Genomic DNA, 19064 nt, shown 5'->3' with positions numbered 1-19064 from the left:
CCAATTCCCACTTGGTCTTGGCCTTTTCGACGGTGCTTTGCGCGGTTAGGCTCTCTTTTCGGCAGATTTAGCTTTGTCAAATCGCCTGCCGGGCAACGGGATGAACCCGGTGAATCGGAAGCTGAACTCTGTAGATGTGATTGATGCCTTGACCGATTTAGTCATCATGCGCGGAGAACCTGCCTTCATCCGCACAGGCACTGGCCCTGAGTTCGTGGCTCAAGCTGTCAGGGGCTGGATCGCGGCCGAAGGTTCCAAGACCGCCTACATCGAACCAGGCTCCCCTTGGGCAAACGGATACAATGGCCGGTTCCGGGACGAATCACTCAATGGGAAGTCTGTTACACCCTGCGGGACGCACAGATCCTGATCGAAGAAGGGAACCACTCGGACCATTGTCATGCAATGCCCTGCCGGTCACTGGGACGCACTACAACACCAAACCACCGCACGGCGCATTGGGCATCCGCCCACTAGCGCTGGAAACCATCATCCCGATGAAAACCAGCCCGATCATGCACTAACAATCAAACTGGACCAGTCAGATGAGGCGGCTCGCGTGTCAGAATTGCGGGACGGGCCAAACATGCAGCTCAACACGTTGTTTCATTACCCACTTGTTACGTTGAACCATGCGCGCCAGAGAGCGCCTTGGATGTTTGGTCACGTGTACAACACTTGGCGTGTGGCGAGAAACTCGGTGAATGTCGGCGTGGACGTGCGGGGCCTTGAACCAGTTGATTTTGATGCTGTACAAAGTCGTGCATTGACCTCGCCGATGAACAGGCATTGGCAGGACGTTGAGCCAGCGGCAGATTTGCGAATAGCGGCAATGAAATTGCTTGTCACGCGTGGAACTGTCCCAATTTGGTAGAGGCATGGCAGCGTAAAACTTATCCTCTTGCAAGATGGTCGGGGTATAGCTGTTTGGGCGATTACGGCGCAGAGCGGTCGGTGGTGCAGCACGGGTTTAAAGACCGCTCCCAACCCAAAGCAGGCACGATGTTTCGACATGTCGGGCGGAGAGCTGGCTTTCGTGAGATATGCGCAAAGTCCACCCGCGAACGGCAAAGCGGACCTTTATGCGTTGTGGAAACTGAAACCGGATTTGAATGGGTTATGTAGTCAAGCCCGTTATGAGAAAATGGCGGCGCATCTACGCTTCATTTAATTCCCTAAAGTTCAGAAGTGGACCCTGTCTCCGCCCTTCAGGTCGAGAATGTCTCGTGCCTCGTCTGGTGAGGCGACCTCGCACCCGAGGTCTTCGACGATGCGACGGATTTTGGCGACTTGCTGCGCGTTGCTTTCAGCCAATTTCCCGCGAGAGATAAACAGGCTGTCTTCCAATCCAACGCGCACGTTGCCGCCCATTTGGCTGGCCATCGTGGCGAGGTTCATCTGAGCGCCGCCTGCACCCAACACGGACCAGCGGTAGTCGTCGCCAAAGAGGCGGTCGGCGGTGCGCTTCATGAACACGAGGTTGTCCACTTCCGGCCCAATACCTCCCATGATGCCAAAGATGAACTGGATGAAGACCGGTGCTTTGAACAGGCCGATGTCCATGCAGTATTTCAGGTTATAGAGGTGGCCGACGTCATAACACTCGTGCTCAAATTTGATGTTGTGCGGCGCAAGGGTTTCGGCGGCTTCTTTGATGTCGCGGAAGGTGTTTCGAAAGATGTTTTGATCAGAGCCGGCGACGTAGTCTTTTTCCCAGTCAAACTTCCAATCGTCATCCTTGTAGCGGTTGGCCAGCGGGTGAAATGAGAAGTTCATTGAGCCCATGTTCATCGAGCACATCTCGGGCGAAAAGGTCTTGGCCGGATTGATGCGGTCCTGAATGGAAAGCGTCAGTGAGCCTCCAGTAGAGATATTCACCACCGCATCTGTCGCCTGTTTGATACGCGGTAGGAACGGGGCAAAGTCGTTGGGGTCCACGGAGGGGGCACCAGTTTCATTGTCGCGAGCGTGTAGGTGCAGGATCGAAGCGCCAGCGTCTGCCGCGTCCATAGCCTGCTGTGCGATGTCATCATACGTGTAGGGCAGGGCGTCCGACATGGTGGGGGTGTGGATGGCGCCAGTGACGGCACAGGTGATGATGGTTTTTTGCTTGGCCATTTGCGTGGCTCCTTGAGGTGTCAGTTGCGTTTGGTGACGCGATAGCCGAGGGGGAAGATTTGGATGTCAAAGCGGCTGCGGATCAGGCCCCAGAGGCCTTTGGGGGCCTTGAGCATGACCACAATGGCCACAACGCCGAGCACGATCAGATAGGTGGTGCCGAGGTCTGCGAGTGTTTCGCGCAGCAGGAAGAACACCAGCGTGCCAATGATCGGGCCTTCGATGGTGCCAATGCCGCCGATCACGACGATGAAGATCACAAAGGCGGTCCAGTCGTTCACCGAGAAGGCTGCATCTGGCGAGATGCGCAGTTTTTGCAGGAAAATTAGCGCGCCAATCATGGCAGTGAAGGCTGAGGTTACCACATAGACGATGAACTTGGTGCGCCAGATATCGATACCGAGGCTGCTCGCCGCGGTTTCATTGTCGCGGATCGCCGTCAGGGCGAGGCCTTTGCGCGAGCGCAGGAACAGGTAGACAGCGGTGACAACCAGCACAGCAGCCCCCAAAGCCAGCCAATAGGACAGGCTCTCTCGCATGGCGCGTTTGCTGGCCAGTGACTTGACGATGGCAACCGGCAGGGACGAGCCGGAACCACCGCCAAGAGCCGACACTTGGGCAAAGCCGAGGCGGAAGACTTCGGCGATCACCCATGTGCCGATAGCAAAGTAGGCGCCACGCAGGCGGAAGATTAATACTGCGACAGGAATGGAAATCAGCGCGCCCAAAATCCCCGCGAGTGCGATGGCGGCCAGCGGGTGCAAACCGCCAAACATGGTCAGCGCAAAGAGCATATAGCCACCAAAGCCGACATAAGCCTGCTGACCCACGGACACCAATCCGGCGTAACCCGCCATGAGGTTCCAGAGCGTGGCCAACGACAGGTAGAGGAACAGTTCTCCCATCAGGCGCATGTCGGCACGGCCTGCCCACCAGGGGGCGGCGATCAGGGCGATCAGAACAAGAGCGCCAAGGATGGCGGCCACTCGAGCGGCCTGAGAAGAACGGGTGACAGAAAAGGTCGTGGTGGTCATGCCGAAATCCTCGGGAAGAGGCCGTTGGGGCGCACGGCGAGAATGATCAGGAAGGCGATGTGGCCTGCGAGGATTTGCCAGCCGGGATCAATCTTGGCGCCGATGGTTTGGGCAACACCAAGGATGATCCCGCCCGCCAGCGTGCCCCACAGGTTGCCAAGCCCGCCGATGATCACAGCCTCAAAGCCAAAGATCAGGCGGCCGCCGCCGATGGAGGGATCAAAGCTGGTGCGGATGCCGAGCAAAATGCCTGCGACAGCTGTCACCGCAAGGGCCAACGCCATTGCGAGACCAAAGATGTGACGACGGTTCAGACCCATGAGTTGGGCGATGTCCTGATTGTCAGACACCGCGCGGAAGGCACGCCCAAGTGCTGTGTGGTAGAAGGTCCATTGCAGCCCCCAGATCACGGCGATGGCGATAGCGAAAGTCAGCACCGGCAACACACCGAGGGTCAAGCCGCCAAACGCGAAGCTTGCCGTTTCTAGAACTCCAGCGGAAAGTTTTTGTGGATCAGCTGTGTAGCCTTCCAATAGCGCGTTTTGGATGATCACGCTCAGGCCGAAGGTCACCAGAAGTGGTGGCAGAAGGTCGTCGCCCAGAGTTTGGTTCAGAAGGCCGCGTTGCAGGACGTAGCCGATGGCGGCCATGACCGGGACCACGATCGCCAGAGCCAAAAGCGGATGAATGCCGGTAGCGGTTGTCACAGTGAGGCCAAGATAGGCAGCCAGCACAATCAGGTCGCCGTGGGCGATGTTGACTAGCCGCATCACACCAAAGATCAGCGAGAGACCTGCGGCGAAGAGGGCGTAAAGGCCGCCAAGCAGGGTGCCCTGCACAATTGCGTTCAGCAAATCCATGTTATTCGATCCCGAAATAGGCGCGGGATATTTCCTCGCGCGAAACTTGGTCTGAGCCGCCTTCGAGTGAGACGCGGCCCTCTTGCAGGCAGTAGACGCGGGAGGACACAGACAATGCCTTTGTGATGTCCTGTTCCACGATGATGGCGCTCATGCCCTCGCCGATGATGCCGGGCAGGGCGGTGTAGATGTCCTTGATGATCACCGGCGCGAGGCCGAGGCTGATCTCGTCAAACAGGATCAGATCCGGGTTGGACATGAGTGCGCGACCGATGGCGACCATCTGTTGCTGACCACCGGACAGCGACGTGGATTGTTGGTCCTTACGCTCATCCAAAATGGGGAAGAGTTTGTAGACGGCATCCAGGTTCCATGGCCCCTTGCGACCCACCTGCGCGCCGATCATCAAGTTCTCTTTGACGGAGAGCGACGGGAACAGCTGGCGACCCTCAGGCACCATGGCAATGCCGCGCATGGCAATTTCATCCGCTCGCAGCCCACCGATGTCCGCACCCTCGTGGGAGATCTGACCGGGGCCGTTTTTGAGAAGACCAGTGATGGAGCGCATAAGCGTGGTTTTACCAGCGCCGTTGGCGCCGATGATGGCCAGCACTTCGCCTGCGTCCATATGCATGTCGACGCCGTAGAGAGCTTGAAAGTCGCCGTAGTGGGCATCAAGCCCGTTCATGGAAAGAATGGCATCAGGCATCGGCTTCGATCCCCAGATAGATTTCTTTGACTTGCGGGCTGTCCATGATCGCCTGTGGTTCGCCATCGGCAATCAGTTTACCGAAGTCGACCACGATCAGCCGGTCCACGACGGAGAGCAGCGCATGCACGACATGCTCAATCCAGATGATGGTGGTGCCGCCGGCGTGGATGTCTTTGATGGTTTTGATGAGTGAATGGCATTCCGCCTCGGTCAGGCCGCCAGCAATTTCATCGAGCAGCAGGAGTTCAGGTTGGGTGCAAAGCGCGCGAGTCAACTCCAGACGTTTGCGCTCCAGCAGGGTCAGGCTGTCTGCGAGCACGTTGGCTTTGCCCATCAATTCGGTTTGCTCCAGAACATCCACGCAGAGTTTTTCAGCGGCTTGGCCATGCAGGCCAGCGGATTGCGTGGCGGCGATCATCGCGTTTTCAAACACAGTCATTCTGGAGAACGGCTGTGGCACCTGAAAGCTGCGCGCGATGCCTGCATGACTTCGGCGTGCGGCGCTCCAGCCGGTGATGTCTTTACCCGCGAACTCGATGCGCCCTGCGTTCGGCTTGAGCGTGCCGGTGATCAGATTGAACATCGAGGTTTTGCCCGCACCGTTGGGACCGAGAACCCCTAGCGCCTCGCCTCGCTGCACCTCATAGCTCTGGTTGTCGGCCACAGTCACCGCGCCAAACGCTTTCTTGAGGTTCTGCAATTTCAAGATCGTTGTCATCCGGTCCTCTTTCATGATTGAGGAGCGCGGCGCCGGTAAAAAGGCGCCGCGCGGGAGATTAGCTGAGCAGTTTCAGGTCGGATGTGAGGGCGATTTCCGGCGCGGCGGAATTGGCCACAACTTCCAGCTCAAAACTGTCGCCGGTTTTCTGCCATTGGCCTGCAACCAGCGGCGTTTTGGTGACGTTGTTGATCGGGCCTTTGGACCAATCGACCGGCCCCACAATTGTGTTCAGGCTTGTGCCAGCAATGGCTGCGGTAATGGCCTCTGGATCTTCCAGATCCTCAGCGCGTTTCACCACATCCGCGACCACCTCAAATAAAGCGTGTTTGAAGCCAATCGGTTGCGTCCACGCACGTCCGCTTGCGGTAGTATAACCCGTCGCCAAATCCTTGGCTGAAGCACCGGTCAAAGATGAGGCAAATGGGTGGTTTGGGGACCACCAGACTTCGGAGCTCAGACCGTCGCCCCGATCACCAAGACTTTCAATGACGGATGGGAACAATAGCGCTTTGCCGATGGTTACAATCTTTGGATTGAAACCTTGCTGCGCGGCTTGCGACCAGAAGGTTGCAAAATCAGGTGCGATCATATTGCCCGTGACAATTTCACAGCCGGCTTCCTTGAAAGCGGCGATGTAGTTGGAGAAATCATCCGACAAAGGCTGAAACCGGCCCGGGTCAATCAGGTCATAGCCTGCAGCGGCCAACGGTGTCGGCAGGCCAAGTTCCGGATGGCCCCATGCATTGCCGTCTGCGTCGTTTGGAAACAGGCCACCGACTTTTTTGGCGACACCAGACTGCCCCCACATATCAAGGAAAGCCCCGATGACGTCTTCAAGACCCCAAAAGAAGTGGTAAGTGGAGGCGAAACCTTCACCCGGAACGCCGTTACGACCAAAGAAGTACGGCTGCCATGGGCAGTCGGTGGTGATACACGGCACCTCGTTGATCTCGGCCTGATCGGCGACCGGATTCACGGTGTCGGGCGTGGAGGCGGCGACAATAATGTCGACCTCATCGCGCAGGATCAGGTCGGCTGCGACCTCGGCGGCGCGGTTTGGGTTAGATTGGCTGTCTTTAGAGATGATCTCCACGTTCCAGCTTTTGCCGTTGTTCTCAAGGCCAGAGGACAGCGCCGCCTCAATACCTTTGAGCACAAAATCATCAGCTTCGGCAAAGCCCGCCAAAGGCCCAGTTCGCGGGCTGACATGGCCCACTTTGAGCGTCGGCGTGGCTGCATAGGCGCGTGACGATTTCAGGATAGCGGGCGTGGCGAATGCCGCCGTGGCCCCGGCCAGAAACGCGCGGCGCGTCGGTGTTTTGAAAGTCTTGGTCATTGTAGTCCTCCCTTATCCCCAGCCTCCCCGCCAGGGTTCTGTTTTAGTTTTCCAGAATGGTCTCAAGTTTGGTCAAATGGTTGGCGACACGAGCCCGCACCGCGTTGGCTTCGTCCTCGGTCCAAGTACGGAAGCCCCGGCCGGACTTCATGCCCAGATTGCCGCGCGAAACGAGATCTTGTAGGTAGGGCGACGGTCCCCGGCGCGCCTCAAGGTCAAAGAGCACGTTTTCGTGGATGTCGAGCGTGAGGTCGGTGCCCACAAGGTCGGCGTTCTCCAGTGGTCCCAGCACGGCCAAGCGACGCCCAAAACTGGATTTGATCACCGTGTCGACAGCCTCTGCGTCACAGATACCGTTCTCCACAAGGCTCACGGCCTCGCGCCATAGGGCGTGTTGTAGACGATTTCCAATAAAGCCCGGTACGTCTTTGGCGACCATGACCGGGGTTTTGCCCGCGTGCGCCAAAAGGCCGAACACCGATTGCGCCACGTCGTCGTCGGTCCACTCGGTTTTGACCACTTCAACCAATGGGATCATGTGGGGAGGGTTCCACCAATGCGTACCAACCGCGCGGTTTTTCAGCCGCAGCTCGGACATGATCTGGGTGATTGGCATCACGGAAGTGTTGGAAGCCAGAATGCAGTGATCAGGCGCATGTTTTTCGACGTCGGCAAAGATCGCCTGTTTGAGGGCCATTTTCTCGGGCGCCGCCTCAAAAACCACGTCAGCAGTTTTGACAGCACCGGCGTTGCAGCCAAACACTTCGATACGTTTTAGCGACTGGCAGATGTCTTGGTCGGAAACACCCATGGCCTGCATGCTGTGCGCGATGCGTTTGCGTACGGATTGGCGGGCGTCTTCGATTGGATCGGTGATCGCCACAGTGTGCCCTGCACGCGCCATGGTCAGTGCGATGCCGTGTCCCATCAATCCCGCGCCAATGACGGCGATATGTTTTTGGTTCGCCATCGCTCAGCCCGCCGTATATCCGCCGTCGGCATAAAGAATATGCCCGGTGTAAAAGTCGGATGCTTTGGACGCGAGGAACAGCAGTGGACCTGCAAGATCTTCAGGTTCGCCCAAGCGACCCTTTGGCACGCGGGTCAAAAAGCCGTTGCGCACCTTGGTGGCTTCTTCGTTGTCTTCAAACATCCACGCTGTCAGCGGAGAGCGAAAAACAGTTGGCGCAATCGCGTTAACGGTGATGCCCGTCGGGCCAAGTTCACAGCCCAGCGATTTGGTGATGCCGTCAACCGCCGCCTTGGAGGCGCAATAGGCGGTATAGCCAGCAGGGTGACCAAGCAGGCCGCGCGCCGAAGATACCAAGACGATCTTGCCGCCTGTGCCTTGGGCCGTCATTTGCGCGGCTGCTGCGCGGGCGAGAAGCCAGCTTTGCGTGACATTGGCGTCCATAACATTAGTGAAGGTCTCCGGTGACAATTCATTGATCGGCGCAACCTTGTTCATACCGGAGGCAACGACCAGAATATCGAGCTGGCCAAAGTTGGACACCGCCTCTTGAATCAACGCCTCACACGCGCCTTCGTTACTGGGCCGGGTGTTCACGGCAACCACTGAGGCGCCCATGTCGCGACATTCCCTAGCGATGTCATCCAATGCAGACTGATTGCCTGCGGCGAGTACAAGATTGCAGCCGGCACCGGCCAGAATGCGTGCGGCGACCATGCCGAAGGCGCCAGAGGCGCCGGTGATCAAGGCGACCTGACCGGTTACCTCAAACATCGAAAGGGGATTGCTCATCGCGTTCATCAGTTTATCTCCGTCTTTGCTTCGGGCGGATAAGGGATCACCACGAGCATCTTGCAGACGTCATTGCGGCGGTTTTCGATGGTGCGCACTTCGTTAGGGGCGATGGTGCAGCTGTCATATTGGCTCAGCACAGTTTCTTGGCCGTCTACGATGACAGTCATTTCGCCTTCGAGCACAACATAGACTTTCTCAAACGGGGTGAAGTCCGGGCCAGCGCCACCGCCGGGAAGGAACTGGCTAAAACCAATCCATTGATTTTTGGGGCCACCTTCTTCGAAGCCCTGTAGACGCAGGCCATGGCAGCCATAGTGGTTGGGTGCCTCATAGGGTTGGGCGTCCCGAAAGCGTTTGAGATGCATGGTTTTACTCCGTTGCGAAAGGAGGCCACCACCGCAGCGGCGGCCAGTTTGCTTGGATAGATTTAGAAGTCTTCGCCCGGCTCGATGCGGTACTGCTGACCCTTGTCGATCATCGCCACGAGACGAATGATGCAGCCGTCGCCTCGGTCCCAGTTCCAAGGGAAGAAGGCGAAGGTGCAGCGCTTGCCGGTAATGGCGTCGAGATCGCCGCCGACATTCTCGATGCCGAGAATGCCTTTGGAGAAGAGCGCCTGGTGGACGGGTTCCCACTCCGGGAAGTCGTCTTTCCAATCACGGCCGCCAGACCATTCTTTGTACTCTTCCTCGAGATGCGGCAGGATCGGGCCATTACGCTGCGGACCGATGGCCGTGGCCAGAGGATGGTCGTTGGCCTGTGTGTCGTGGCCGACAACTTTCACACCTTTCTCGATCATCCATTCTGCGGCAGAGGGAACGAGGCCGGGGCAATAGGCAAAGTAGTCGCCATCTTCATACTGTTTGTGCCAACCGGTATTGATGATCAAAACGTCGCCTTTACGGATCGCATGGCCGCAGGCCTTTTCCAGATCCTCTCCGGTGATCGGTTCCCATTTCTTTTTCGGGATGGACACCACCAGTCCCGAGCCGAAGAAGTGCGGCAGGGGCACTTCGTCAATGAATGGTGTGCCCTGCACCACATGCGCCGGGGCGTCGATGTGCGTGGTGACGTGCATGGTTGTGGTGATCGTCTGGCTCAGCACACCGGACTTCGCCATGTAGTGCTTCCGATCGATCTGCACGTCTTTGAAATAGGGCCAGTTTGGGCACTGGAACCCGTAGCGGTGGCTGAGATTGTAGAACTCCAGCCCCATGTCGTTGTCTGTGTTTGCCTGAAACTCGATACCGCGAATTTCTACCATTGGGCACACCTCCTCTGTTCGCCGAATCCGGCGTTTTTGCTGTCCAAAATGTCCGGGTGGCTCCTCCCACCTGTCTCGCATAGTGATGCATATGCACCGCAATGCGGTCAACCAAAAAAATCACAATGCGGTTGACATGAACCGCATTGCGGTACAGTAATGAGCGAGAGATCGCCGACAGCGATGCAAATAGATTTGGCACTGAGGGAATTTCAAGTGGCTGAAGTTGAAGATAAAAATTCGAGATCCGGCATTCAGGTCATTGCCCGCGCAGCAGCCATTTTGCGCGTTCTGAAAAAAACACAAACTGGTTTGAGCCTCGGCCAAATCGCAGAGCAAGTGGGCTTGCCCCGCTCAACGGTACAGAGAATCGCAAGTGCGCTGGTCGAGGAAAACCTCGTGATCAGCGCACCTCAAGGGCGCGGGCTTATACTGGGGCCTGAGTTTTCCTCGCTTGCAAGCAGCGCGCAATACAACATTGTAGAGCATTGTCGTCTTTTGTTGACGGAACTGACGCAAAAGACCGGTGAAACCACGGACCTTGCGGTGATGCGTGGGATTGGCATGGTGTTTCTGGATCAGGTTCCCGGGACCCATCGTTTGACAACCGTGTCTCAAGTGGGAGAAGTCTTTCCGCTGACGACCACGGCAAATGGAAAGGCGTGTTTGGCAGCCTTACCCAATGATGAAGCTTTGAAGTTGGCCCGGAATGAATGGGATCGAAACGGTGTGACCGTGGAGGTCTCACGTTTCTTGTCGGAGTTGGATGGCGTGCGCGAAACCGGGTTGGCATACGACCTGGATGAGCATTCTGGAGGGGTGTCCGCGATAGGTTTCGCGTTTCGGGACTGGGTCGGCGATTTGCACGCTATTTCCGTGCCGGTGCCGTCTTCCAGATTTGAGATGCAAAAAGATCCTATTGAGCGTGCGCTGCGAGAGACGGCTGACCATATCCAAGCAACATTCGACTAGCGGGGCGGCTCGCTACTGCCCGCCGCCCTTCCTCTGTAACGCTGTCTAGGTTGAAAAACGGTCGCGTAGCAGGTTCTTTTGCACTTTGCCCATGGTGTTGCGCGGCAGTTCAGGAAGCAATTCATAGCGCCGTGGATGTTTGAAGCGTGCGAGCTTTTTGGCGACGGTGTCGGCAAAGACACTCTCGGGAACCTCAGCGCCACTTTCCAAAACGACTGCGGCCACAACCGACTCTCCAAAGTCAGCGTGGGGCACGCCAAACGCGGCAGTTTCCTGAACGCCCTCTATGTCGTTGAGTACGGCCTCGATCTCTTTGGGGTAGATATTGTAACCGCCTGAGATAATAAGATCTTTTTGACGCCCGACGATATGCACGTAGCCGTCAGTATCGACCAAACCCAGATCACCGGTGATGAAGAACCCGTCTTCGCGCAGCTCTTCGGCGGTCTTCTCCGGCATTCTCCAATAGCCGGCAAAAACATTGGGCCCGCTAACTTCGATCATGCCCACTTCGCCGCCCAGCACAGTCTCGGTGCTGTTCGGCGCGGTTATGCGGATGTCTGTGCCGGGCAAGGGGAAGCCAACGGTGCCGGCGCGGCGTTCACCACTATAAGGGTTAGACGTGTTCATATTGGTTTCTGTCATGCCGTAGCGCTCCAGAATGCGATGGCCTGTGCGCTGTTCAAACTCAATGTGTGTTTCAGCAAGCAGGGGGGCAGAGCCGGACGTGAATAGGCGCATGTTGGTGCAGGCCTGCTTGGTAAACCGCGGGTCAGACAGCAGGCGGGTATAGAAGGTAGGCACCCCCATCATCAAGGTGGCTTCTGGCAGGTTTGAAAGGACGGTGTCCACGTCAAATTTTTGCATCAGCCGCACCTGAGCGCCTGCGATCATCGCCGTATTCATCGCCACAAAGAGGCCGTGGGTGTGGAAGATTGGCAAGGCGTGGATCAGGCGATCTTGATTGGCGATCTGCCAAAGGTCGGTCAATACCTCTGCATTGGACAAGATGTTGCCATGGGTGAGCATGGCGCCTTTGCTGCGTCCTGTTGTGCCTGAGGTGTAGAGCAGGGCCGCCAAGTCTTCCGGTCCGCGCGGCACGGTTTGGAAGGTGTCAGGCGCGTTGGCAATTTGTTCTGTCAGGCTGCCCCGGTCATTAGCGTCCAGGGTCAAGATGCGCGCGCCGCAGGTTTCGGCCACTGTCGAGAGCGCGTCCACTGATGCGGTTTCGCAAACGATCACAGATGGAGTGGCGTCGCCAATGAAATACTGCATCTCATCTGCGGTGTAGGCGGTGTTGAGGGGAAGGTAGACGCCGCCCGCCTGAAGGGTCGCGCCATAAAGTGCCAGGGTTTGTGCGAGTTTGGGCGCTTGAACCACAACCCGATCCCCCGGCTTCAAACCCGCAGCAACCAGAACGTTTGCTGTTTTGGCCACCAGCGTCACAAATTCAGCGTAAGTGAGGATCGCCCCGTCGTCGGTTTCGAGGAAAGGTGCGGGATTGGCAGAGTGCCCCCTCAGCAGGGCGTCAAAAAGGATGTTGGTCATTTTGAAGTCTCGGTTTTTTGAGTGTTCAGCCGTTGCGCCATGGAGCGGGCTTTTTGTTGCAAGGCGCGCGATGCGGAGATGGTGTGATTGAGGGCGAAGCTTTCGTGGTTCCGCTCTGTCTGGCTAAGGTCATAGAGGTAGTTCACCATGACCCCGCCGGATTGTGCTTTGCCTTTCTCGGTGGTGTCTGCTTCCACGTGTACCGCGTGGATCAACGCACCATTGCCAAGGTGAAAGCGGGCGACGGGATCATAGGGGAAGCCGTCCTTGCGTTTGGCGTTGAGCAGGTAGTGGGCTGCCAAATCAGCGTCGACTGGCAATGCGTCCAGCGATTGCTGAGCTTGCCATTTGCGCAGCAGAGGGATCGGAGACAAGGTCACAAAGGTTGTGAGGTGAGGGAGCTGAGTGCTGAGTTCTGAGGCCACTTGTTTGATCAGCAGATTGCCAAAGCTGATGCCTGCGAGCCCCTGTTGGCAATTGGAAATGGAGTAGAAAACAGCGGTCCGCGCGGCATCGATGTGTAGCGTCTCACGGTCTTCTGCCAGCACGTTTTGGATCGAGCCGGGAATGTCTTTGGTCAGCGCGACTTCGACAAAAATCAGGGGGTCCTCCGGCATGGCCGGGTGAAAAAACGCGAAGCAGCGCCGGTCTTCCGGATGTAGACGGCGACGCAAATCGTCCCAATCCTTGATTTCATGCACGGCCTCATAGGCCACAATTTTCTCAAGGATGTTGGCTGGCGTGGACCAAGTGATTTGCCGTAAAACCAGAAAACCTCGGTTGAACCAGCTGGTTAGCAAGTGCACCAGGTCCAGGTCCGTGCGCTTCAGGTTCGGGTCGTCTCTTACATAGTCTAATAAGTCGACGCGCATTTGCACCAATGCGGCGGTCGCGCCTTCGGCCTGATTGAGACGGCGAAACAGTTCTTGGCGGCGAGGTTCCGCGGCTTTCACCAAGGCGGCAAAATTTTTCGGAGTGGGGCCCTCATCATACTGTGCGGCGAGTTCTTTGATTTGCGCTGGGTCCACGTCCCAAGCGTCATTCAGGTGGGTGAAGAAGGCGTGTTTGCCCGCCTTGTCCATGATTTGATACCGCGCCAGTAGGGCTGCTGCGATACGGCGGCCTGAGACCTGTCCCTCGGTGGACAGCAGGGCTTCGCAGAGTTCCGCAATGGAACGGTCGTCCAGATCGTTGCTGCTTTTGCGGAGGTCGAGCAGCCCAGCGAGAAAGTCCGAAACGCTTGTTGGTTTGGCCACGGGGCTACCTCAGCGTCACAGACTTTGTGGATAGGCCAACGGACAGCGACAGGCTGCCTTCATTGATGAGCCAGCGCCGGATCGTGTAGGTGCGTGCGCCGGTTTTGTGCATGGGGTCGCCATCGGCCATGGCACGCGCTTCGTCCAGCGACTCAGCGCGGTAAACGATCATGCCGGTGCCTTCCATGAGGTCTCCGCTGAGATCGGAAAGCGGGCCTGCGAAGGCCAGGTTACCCGCGATTTCCATGTCCCGTTGATAGGCTAGATGATCAGGCAAAACGTCCGGAACCGGCGGGCCGTCGGCGGAAGGTGTTGATTCAACGACAAATAATTCCAGTGCGAGCGCCCCTCGCTCGCGGGCGTGTGCTTTGTACTCTTCCCATTTTGGCATGTTTTGCCCTTTCTAACAAAAATATCGATATTTATTGACACTAACATAAATAATCGGCAATGGTGGAAAAAAGCTAGGGGAAAACGATGAGATTCATTGTTGGTAAAACGGCCGGCGCGGCTGGCGTATTTGCGGTTCAAGGCGACGCAGCCAAAAAGCTTCCGGGTGTGGATGGCGACTTGATGCAGTTGATTGAAGACGGGGGCACAGCGCCAGCCTTTGATGCAATCGATGTAGCACCAGTGTCGGTAGATACGATTGAGCCGGCGTTGCCTATCGCTGAGCCTGGCAAGATCATCTGCCTTGGGCTCAACTATGTCGATCACATCAAAGAAGGTGGGTATGACGTCCCGGAGTATCCGGCGCTGTTCATGCGTGGCCGCAATTCCATCATACCAGCCGGGGCGCCGATGGTGCGTCCGTCCTGTTCCGAGAAGCTCGACTATGAGGTGGAACTGATGCTGATTGTTGGCAAGGGTGGGCGGCATATTCGTGAAGAAGATGCGCTCAACCATGTGTTTGGCTACACGTTGTTCAATGATGGGTCTGTACGGGATTATCAGCGCAAAACCCATCAGTGGACGCCGGGCAAAAACTTTGATGACACGGGTGCAATTGGACCGGTGGTTGTGACACCGGATGAGTTGCCGGAAGGCGCGGTGGGTCTGAAGATCGAGAGCCGTGTCGGTGATGAGATCCTACAGAGCGCGACCACTTCTGACATGATGTGGTCCGTGGCCAGGACCATCGCGACCATTTCTGAATACACCACGCTGGAGCCAGGTGATTACATCGCGATGGGCACTCCGCCAGGTGTTGGGCACGCCAAGACGCCGCCACGCTGGTTGCGGCCCGGGGAAACAGTAGAGGTTGAAATTGAAGGCATTGGTATTTGCGCCAATCCGATTGTGGATGAAGCTGACGTGGTGGCGAGGGCCGCTCAATGACCGCTCTTATTGGGGATGACTTGGAGCGCGCGCGGGCGGAGGCCCAGGCCTCTGTCCGCGCCCTTAGAGGTCGAAAATCAGAACTGGATGGCGACAGTATTGATGTGATCCTTGCCGATGCCCGATCTCATTATGCCTGGCAAAACAAGCTGGTGCCGGACGCGCTACTGCATCGTCTCTATGAGATCACGGCAGCTGGCCCAACCAGCATGAATACCTGCCCGGCGCGTTTTGTGTTTGTCAAAAGCCAAGAAGGCAAGGAGCGGCTTGCCAAGTCGTTAAAGGACAAAAACATCGACAAGATGATGGCTGCGCCGGTGACAGCGATCATCGCCCATGATCTGGAATTCTGGCGTCATCTGCCATTCCTGTTTCCACACGAAGATCGCCGTCCACATTTTGAAGGTAAGCCCGAGCACAGTGAAACCACAGCGTTTCGCAATGGCACGTTACAAGGTGCCTACTTCATGATCGCCGCACGGGCGCTTGGACTGGACGTTGGCGCCATGAGCGGGTTTTCAAATGCGGTTGTGGATGAAGAGTTTTTTGCGGGAACCACACTGCGGTCAAATTTTCTGTGTAACCTTGGATATGCGGACGAAGCCGCGCTGTTCCAGAAGCTGCCGCGGTTTCCTTTCGAACAAGCCTGCAACTACGCGTGAGGATTTAACACTATGGCCATTCGTCAAAAAACTGTTGTGACGATCAAGATGTCTGGTTTTGCCAGCAGTCATAGCCATTGCGTGGTGCATACACGCGACCTGTCGCTCACCATTGACGAGCCGGCGGAGCGGGGTGGGACCAATCTTGGGTTTTCGCCAACCGAAACAGCCTATGCTGCCTTGGTAGGTTGCACCAACACCATCGGGCACAAATGTGCGGCCAAGTTGGGTGTCGACGTTGGGCATCTCGAATTCGAGATGGAAATCGATTTCGACCGACGGGGTGTGTTGTTGCAGGAAGAGATCGAGGTGCCGTTCAAAGCCATCCGTCTGGACGTGACGTCAGACGGAGCTGCCAGCGTGGAGGAGTTGGCGCAGGTGGCGGCGGAAACTGAGAAATACTGTGCCGTTTCAAAGATGTACAAAAATTCAGGCACAGATGTGGAGGTCAATTGGATCAAGAAATGACCTCGTAAATTTGAACCATCTAGGGAGGAGACGATGGGAATGATGAACAAAGGACTGGCGCTGGGCGCATTGATGGCCGGATTGGCCGCGGCCCCGGCATTTGCACAGGAAACCATCAAAGCGGTTGTGATCGACGGGTATCCGGCGCGCGCGCTTTGGGTCAAGGAATTCACCAATTTCTTCATCCCGGAGGTCGACAAGAAGTTGGCCAAAACCGGCAACTACCAGATGGATTGGCAAGAGAGCTATGGCGGCTCGATTGTGAAGCCTAAAGGTGTGTTGGAAGGGGTCAAGCTTGGTCTTGGTGACATTGGCATTGTGACCACCATCTTCCACAGCTCGAAACTGCCCTCTCAGGCGATTTCTGCGGTGACACCTTTTGTGGCGGCGGATGCGCGTGCGGTGGCCAAGGCGGTGGATGAGATCGCCAAAGAGTATCCGACCATGCAGAACGAGTTTGCCAAGCAAAATCAAGTTTACTTGGCGACTGGCGTGGTTCTCGACACCTATCAGGTGTTCTCCAAGGAGCCGGTGAATTCGGTGAGTGACATGGAGGGTGCCAAGGTTGCCGGCGCCGGTATGAACCTGCGCTATCTGGAGGGTATTGAGGGGGCCGCTGGCGTTCGTGGGGGGCTTACCGACTTTTACAACATGCTCGACACGGGGCTGGTGGATAAAGCCATGCTGTGGCCAGAAGCGGCCAAGACCTTCAAGATCGCGGAAGTGGCCCCTTACATGCTGCGGGCGGATCTGGGGGCGGTGAACTCCAAAACCATCACAGTGAACAAAAACTACTGGGAAGGTTTGCCGGATGAAGTCAAAACTGCCTTGGAAGAGGTCGCGGTGATGTATCGGGATCACGTGGCGGGCATTGCCATGGATCGTGCTGCAGAAAGCCGGGATGCTTACGCAGCGGCAGGCGGTACTATTGTTGACGTGACCACCGAAGACCGCGCCAAATGGGCGGCAGCGATGCCAAACATTGCGGCGGAGTGGGCCAAGACATTGGACGACAAGGGGGAGCCAGGCAGCGAGATGCTCAGCGCTTACCTCGGCAAGCTCGAAGCCGCTGGCTACACCGGCGTGCGCAACTGGGCCGAGTGATCGGCTGATCCAAAATACTGAAAGGGCCTGACTGTGACGACCTCTGTTTTTGGCAAGACACTCCGGGCCCTTTCCGGAATTGCCAGCACCACCGCAATTGGCGCCAATGCTGTTGGTACGCTGGTGGTGCTGGGCCTTGTCCTGATCGTGAACTTTGATGTGGTGGCGCGGGGTGTGTTCAACGCGCCGTTCCGTGGGGCTTATGAAGTGGTGCAATTTGCCATGGTGCTGATTGTGTTCCTTCAGCTACCGGATGTGGTACGGGTGAACCGCCTGACGCGATCTGACGGCTTTCTTGTGGTGATCGGCCATCGGTTTCCGCGTTTTGCCAATATGCTGCGCCACGTCATCGACACGATCAGCGCGATCTTCATGACCTTGGTGGCGATCACCATCTGGCCCGAGTTCCTGGAGATGTTGGACACACGTGACTATTTTGGCGTGCCGGGCATTTTCACGGCACCGTGGTGGCCGATCAAGCTCACCATTTTTGCCAGCGCGACCCTTTGTGCGCTGCTCTTTGCCTTCAAAGTTCTTTCCCCTGCTGAAAAACCAGAGCTGATCCGCGCTCCCGAACATGAGGACAAAGAATGAGTCCGCTAGAAATTGGCATGGCCTCTGTCGTTGCCATTGTCGTCCTGATTTACCTTGGAATGTATATCCCGATTGCGCTGGGCGTGGTGTCTTTTGTCTCTATCTGGCTGATGCGCGACAATTTCGACCTGGCTATGAACCTGCTTAAGATCGCGGTTGGTGACAGTGTGATGGAATACACGTTTGCCACGGTGCCGCTGTTTACCTTCATGGGGCTTGTGGTGTCCAAAGCCGGGCTCGGCGCGGACGTTTACGACGTCATGAGCACAGGCTTCCGGCGGGTCAAAGGCGGCATTGGCATGGCCACGGTTGGGGCAAATGCTGTGTTTGCCGCCGTGACCGGCAGCTCTATTGCCTCCGCTTCCGTGTTCTCCAAAGTGTCTGTGCCGCAGATGCTCAAGTACGACTACAACCCGCGCTTTGCAGTTGGGGTGGTCGCCGGATCTTCTGTTTTGGGTATGATCATTCCGCCGTCGGCAATGCTGATCATCTATTCCTTCGTGGCTGAGCAATCGGTTGGCGAGATGTTCCTAGCCGGTGTGGTGCCGGGCCTCATGTTGGCGGTGGCCTATGTAGGCGCGATTTTCTTCATGGGGCGGTTCTTTCCGAACTTTGTTGGCGGACGTCCGGCAGAAGATTTTGAGGCGATGCCCTGGGGTGAGATTGCCTCAAAGACATTGCCAACAGTGGGGCTGATCATTGTTGTGCTGGGCGGGATTTACACCGGGTGGCTTACGCCTGTGGAGGCCGGAGCAACCGGAGCGCTTGTGGCGCTGCTGATTGCGGTTGTGCGTCGCCGTATGACCGCCAAAGGGTTCTGGGAGGCGCTGCTAGAGACCGGGCACATCACCGCTTCGATCCTCTTCCTGATCACAGCCGCGTCGATCTATAGCCGTATGCTCGGTCTTGCGGGCTTGCCAAACGAGTTGGGCGATATGCTCGCCAACAGTCAGGCCAGCTTTTTCACTGTCATGCTGTTGTATGTCTTGCTCATGTTGTTTCTCGGCACGCTTCTGGACACGGCATCGATCATTTTGATTGTGGTGCCGCTGTTCCTGCCGCTGGTCGAGCCCATGGGCCTGAGCCTTGTGTGGTTTGGCATCATCACCGTGGTGGGCGCCGAAATCGGCCTGCTGACACCACCGCTTGGTATCTCCTGCTTTGTGATCAAAGCCACGCTGAACGACGACCGCATCTCCCTCAAAGACGTGTTCCTTGGCGCGCTGCCTTTTGCGGGCGTGATGCTGATCGTTCTTATCCTGCTGATCCGCTATCCGGCGCTCAGCCTCGCCATTCTGAACTAGGAGGCGCC

General features: G+C 57.0%; 20 protein-coding genes and 1 pseudogene. 8 read left to right on the top strand and 13 right to left on the bottom strand.

Annotation, left to right across the window (positions count from 1 at the left end):
* Positions 1-109: 109 nt before the first annotated feature.
* A pseudogene (locus tag JXR15_RS08560) lies at positions 110-524 on the top strand (hypothetical protein); the annotation flags it as partial.
* Between the two features lie 658 nt (positions 525-1182).
* On the opposite strand, the gene JXR15_RS08555 reads toward JXR15_RS08560, so the two are convergent.
* From JXR15_RS08555 to JXR15_RS08510, 10 genes are all read right to left on the bottom strand, one after another.
* Positions 1183-2118, bottom strand: coding sequence for a 3-keto-5-aminohexanoate cleavage protein (locus tag JXR15_RS08555; RefSeq protein ID WP_422052810.1), 936 nt, complete (start codon positions 2116-2118; stop codon positions 1183-1185).
* A 20-nt stretch (positions 2119-2138) separates the two neighbouring features.
* Complete coding sequence (locus tag JXR15_RS08550) at positions 2139-3152, bottom strand: branched-chain amino acid ABC transporter permease (protein ID WP_422052809.1); 1014 nt, start codon at positions 3150-3152, stop codon at positions 2139-2141.
* Positions 3149-4012, bottom strand: coding sequence for a branched-chain amino acid ABC transporter permease (locus tag JXR15_RS08545; RefSeq protein WP_422052808.1), 864 nt, complete (start codon positions 4010-4012; stop codon positions 3149-3151). The genes JXR15_RS08550 and JXR15_RS08545 overlap by 4 nt, the downstream gene beginning before the upstream one ends.
* A gap of 1 nt (position 4013) precedes the next feature.
* Entirely contained in the window at positions 4014-4721 is a 708-nt protein-coding gene (locus tag JXR15_RS08540) for an ABC transporter ATP-binding protein (protein WP_422052807.1), read from the bottom strand.
* Entirely contained in the window at positions 4714-5442 is a 729-nt protein-coding gene (locus tag JXR15_RS08535) for an ABC transporter ATP-binding protein (protein ID WP_422052806.1), read from the bottom strand. Before JXR15_RS08535 ends, JXR15_RS08540 begins: the two co-directional genes overlap by 8 nt.
* 58 nt (positions 5443-5500) lie before the next feature.
* The gene (locus tag JXR15_RS08530) at positions 5501-6781 is read right to left on the bottom strand and encodes an ABC transporter substrate-binding protein (RefSeq protein ID WP_422052805.1); all 1281 of its coding nucleotides are present in this window, start codon (positions 6779-6781) and stop codon (positions 5501-5503) included.
* A gap of 43 nt (positions 6782-6824) precedes the next feature.
* Positions 6825-7751, bottom strand: a complete 927-nt coding sequence (locus JXR15_RS08525; protein ID WP_422052804.1) for a 3-hydroxyacyl-CoA dehydrogenase family protein — start codon at positions 7749-7751, stop codon at positions 6825-6827.
* A 3-nt stretch (positions 7752-7754) separates the two neighbouring features.
* The gene (locus tag JXR15_RS08520; protein WP_422052803.1) at positions 7755-8543 is read right to left on the bottom strand and encodes an SDR family NAD(P)-dependent oxidoreductase; all 789 of its coding nucleotides are present in this window, start codon (positions 8541-8543) and stop codon (positions 7755-7757) included.
* 8 nt (positions 8544-8551) lie between these two features.
* Complete coding sequence (locus JXR15_RS08515) at positions 8552-8911, bottom strand: cupin domain-containing protein (RefSeq protein WP_422052802.1); 360 nt, start codon at positions 8909-8911, stop codon at positions 8552-8554.
* Positions 8912-8973: 62 nt separating this feature from the next.
* Positions 8974-9810: a cyclase family protein gene (locus JXR15_RS08510; protein WP_422052801.1), complete on the bottom strand. Its 837-nt coding sequence runs from the start codon at positions 9808-9810 to the stop codon at positions 8974-8976.
* A 216-nt stretch (positions 9811-10026) separates the two neighbouring features.
* On the opposite strand from JXR15_RS08510, the gene JXR15_RS08505 reads away from it, so the two are divergent.
* Positions 10027-10782 (top strand): IclR family transcriptional regulator, encoded by a 756-nt coding sequence (locus tag JXR15_RS08505; protein ID WP_422052800.1) that lies wholly within the window; start codon positions 10027-10029, stop codon positions 10780-10782.
* A 45-nt stretch (positions 10783-10827) separates the two neighbouring features.
* Here the strand turns inward: JXR15_RS08505 and JXR15_RS08500 are convergent, their stop codons facing one another.
* From JXR15_RS08500 to JXR15_RS08490, 3 genes are read right to left on the bottom strand one after another with little or no spacing between them, the layout of a single operon-like run.
* Positions 10828-12330, bottom strand: coding sequence for a malonate--CoA ligase (locus tag JXR15_RS08500; protein WP_422052799.1), 1503 nt, complete (start codon positions 12328-12330; stop codon positions 10828-10830).
* Entirely contained in the window at positions 12327-13586 is a 1260-nt protein-coding gene (locus JXR15_RS08495; protein ID WP_422052798.1) for a malonyl-CoA decarboxylase, read from the bottom strand. Before JXR15_RS08495 ends, JXR15_RS08500 begins: the two co-directional genes overlap by 4 nt.
* Positions 13587-13590: 4 nt before the next feature.
* Positions 13591-13977, bottom strand: coding sequence for a YciI family protein (locus JXR15_RS08490; protein ID WP_422052797.1), 387 nt, complete (start codon positions 13975-13977; stop codon positions 13591-13593).
* A gap of 86 nt (positions 13978-14063) precedes the next feature.
* Here JXR15_RS08490 and JXR15_RS08485 point away from each other — a divergent pair, with 86 nt between their 5' ends.
* From JXR15_RS08485 to JXR15_RS08460, 6 genes are read left to right on the top strand one after another with little or no spacing between them, the layout of a single operon-like run.
* The gene (locus JXR15_RS08485; protein ID WP_422052796.1) at positions 14064-14924 is read left to right on the top strand and encodes a fumarylacetoacetate hydrolase family protein; all 861 of its coding nucleotides are present in this window, start codon (positions 14064-14066) and stop codon (positions 14922-14924) included.
* The gene (locus JXR15_RS08480; RefSeq protein ID WP_422052795.1) at positions 14921-15586 is read left to right on the top strand and encodes a malonic semialdehyde reductase; all 666 of its coding nucleotides are present in this window, start codon (positions 14921-14923) and stop codon (positions 15584-15586) included. Before JXR15_RS08485 ends, JXR15_RS08480 begins: the two co-directional genes overlap by 4 nt.
* A 12-nt stretch (positions 15587-15598) precedes the next feature.
* Entirely contained in the window at positions 15599-16054 is a 456-nt protein-coding gene (locus JXR15_RS08475; RefSeq protein ID WP_422052794.1) for an OsmC family protein, read from the top strand.
* A 33-nt stretch (positions 16055-16087) separates the two neighbouring features.
* Positions 16088-17158, top strand: coding sequence for a C4-dicarboxylate TRAP transporter substrate-binding protein (locus tag JXR15_RS08470; RefSeq protein ID WP_422052793.1), 1071 nt, complete (start codon positions 16088-16090; stop codon positions 17156-17158).
* 33 nt (positions 17159-17191) lie between these two features.
* Positions 17192-17752, top strand: a complete 561-nt coding sequence (locus JXR15_RS08465) for a TRAP transporter small permease subunit (protein ID WP_422052792.1) — start codon at positions 17192-17194, stop codon at positions 17750-17752.
* Complete coding sequence (locus JXR15_RS08460) at positions 17749-19056, top strand: TRAP transporter large permease (protein ID WP_422052791.1); 1308 nt, start codon at positions 17749-17751, stop codon at positions 19054-19056. The genes JXR15_RS08465 and JXR15_RS08460 overlap by 4 nt, the downstream gene beginning before the upstream one ends.
* Positions 19057-19064 lie beyond the last annotated feature (8 nt).

This window comes from Shimia sp., from assembly GCF_049116215.1.
GTDB lineage: Bacteria > Pseudomonadota > Alphaproteobacteria > Rhodobacterales > Rhodobacteraceae > Shimia.
The sequence above is the reverse complement of the archived record's forward strand: the minus strand, read 5'-3'. Positions and strand labels throughout refer to the sequence as shown.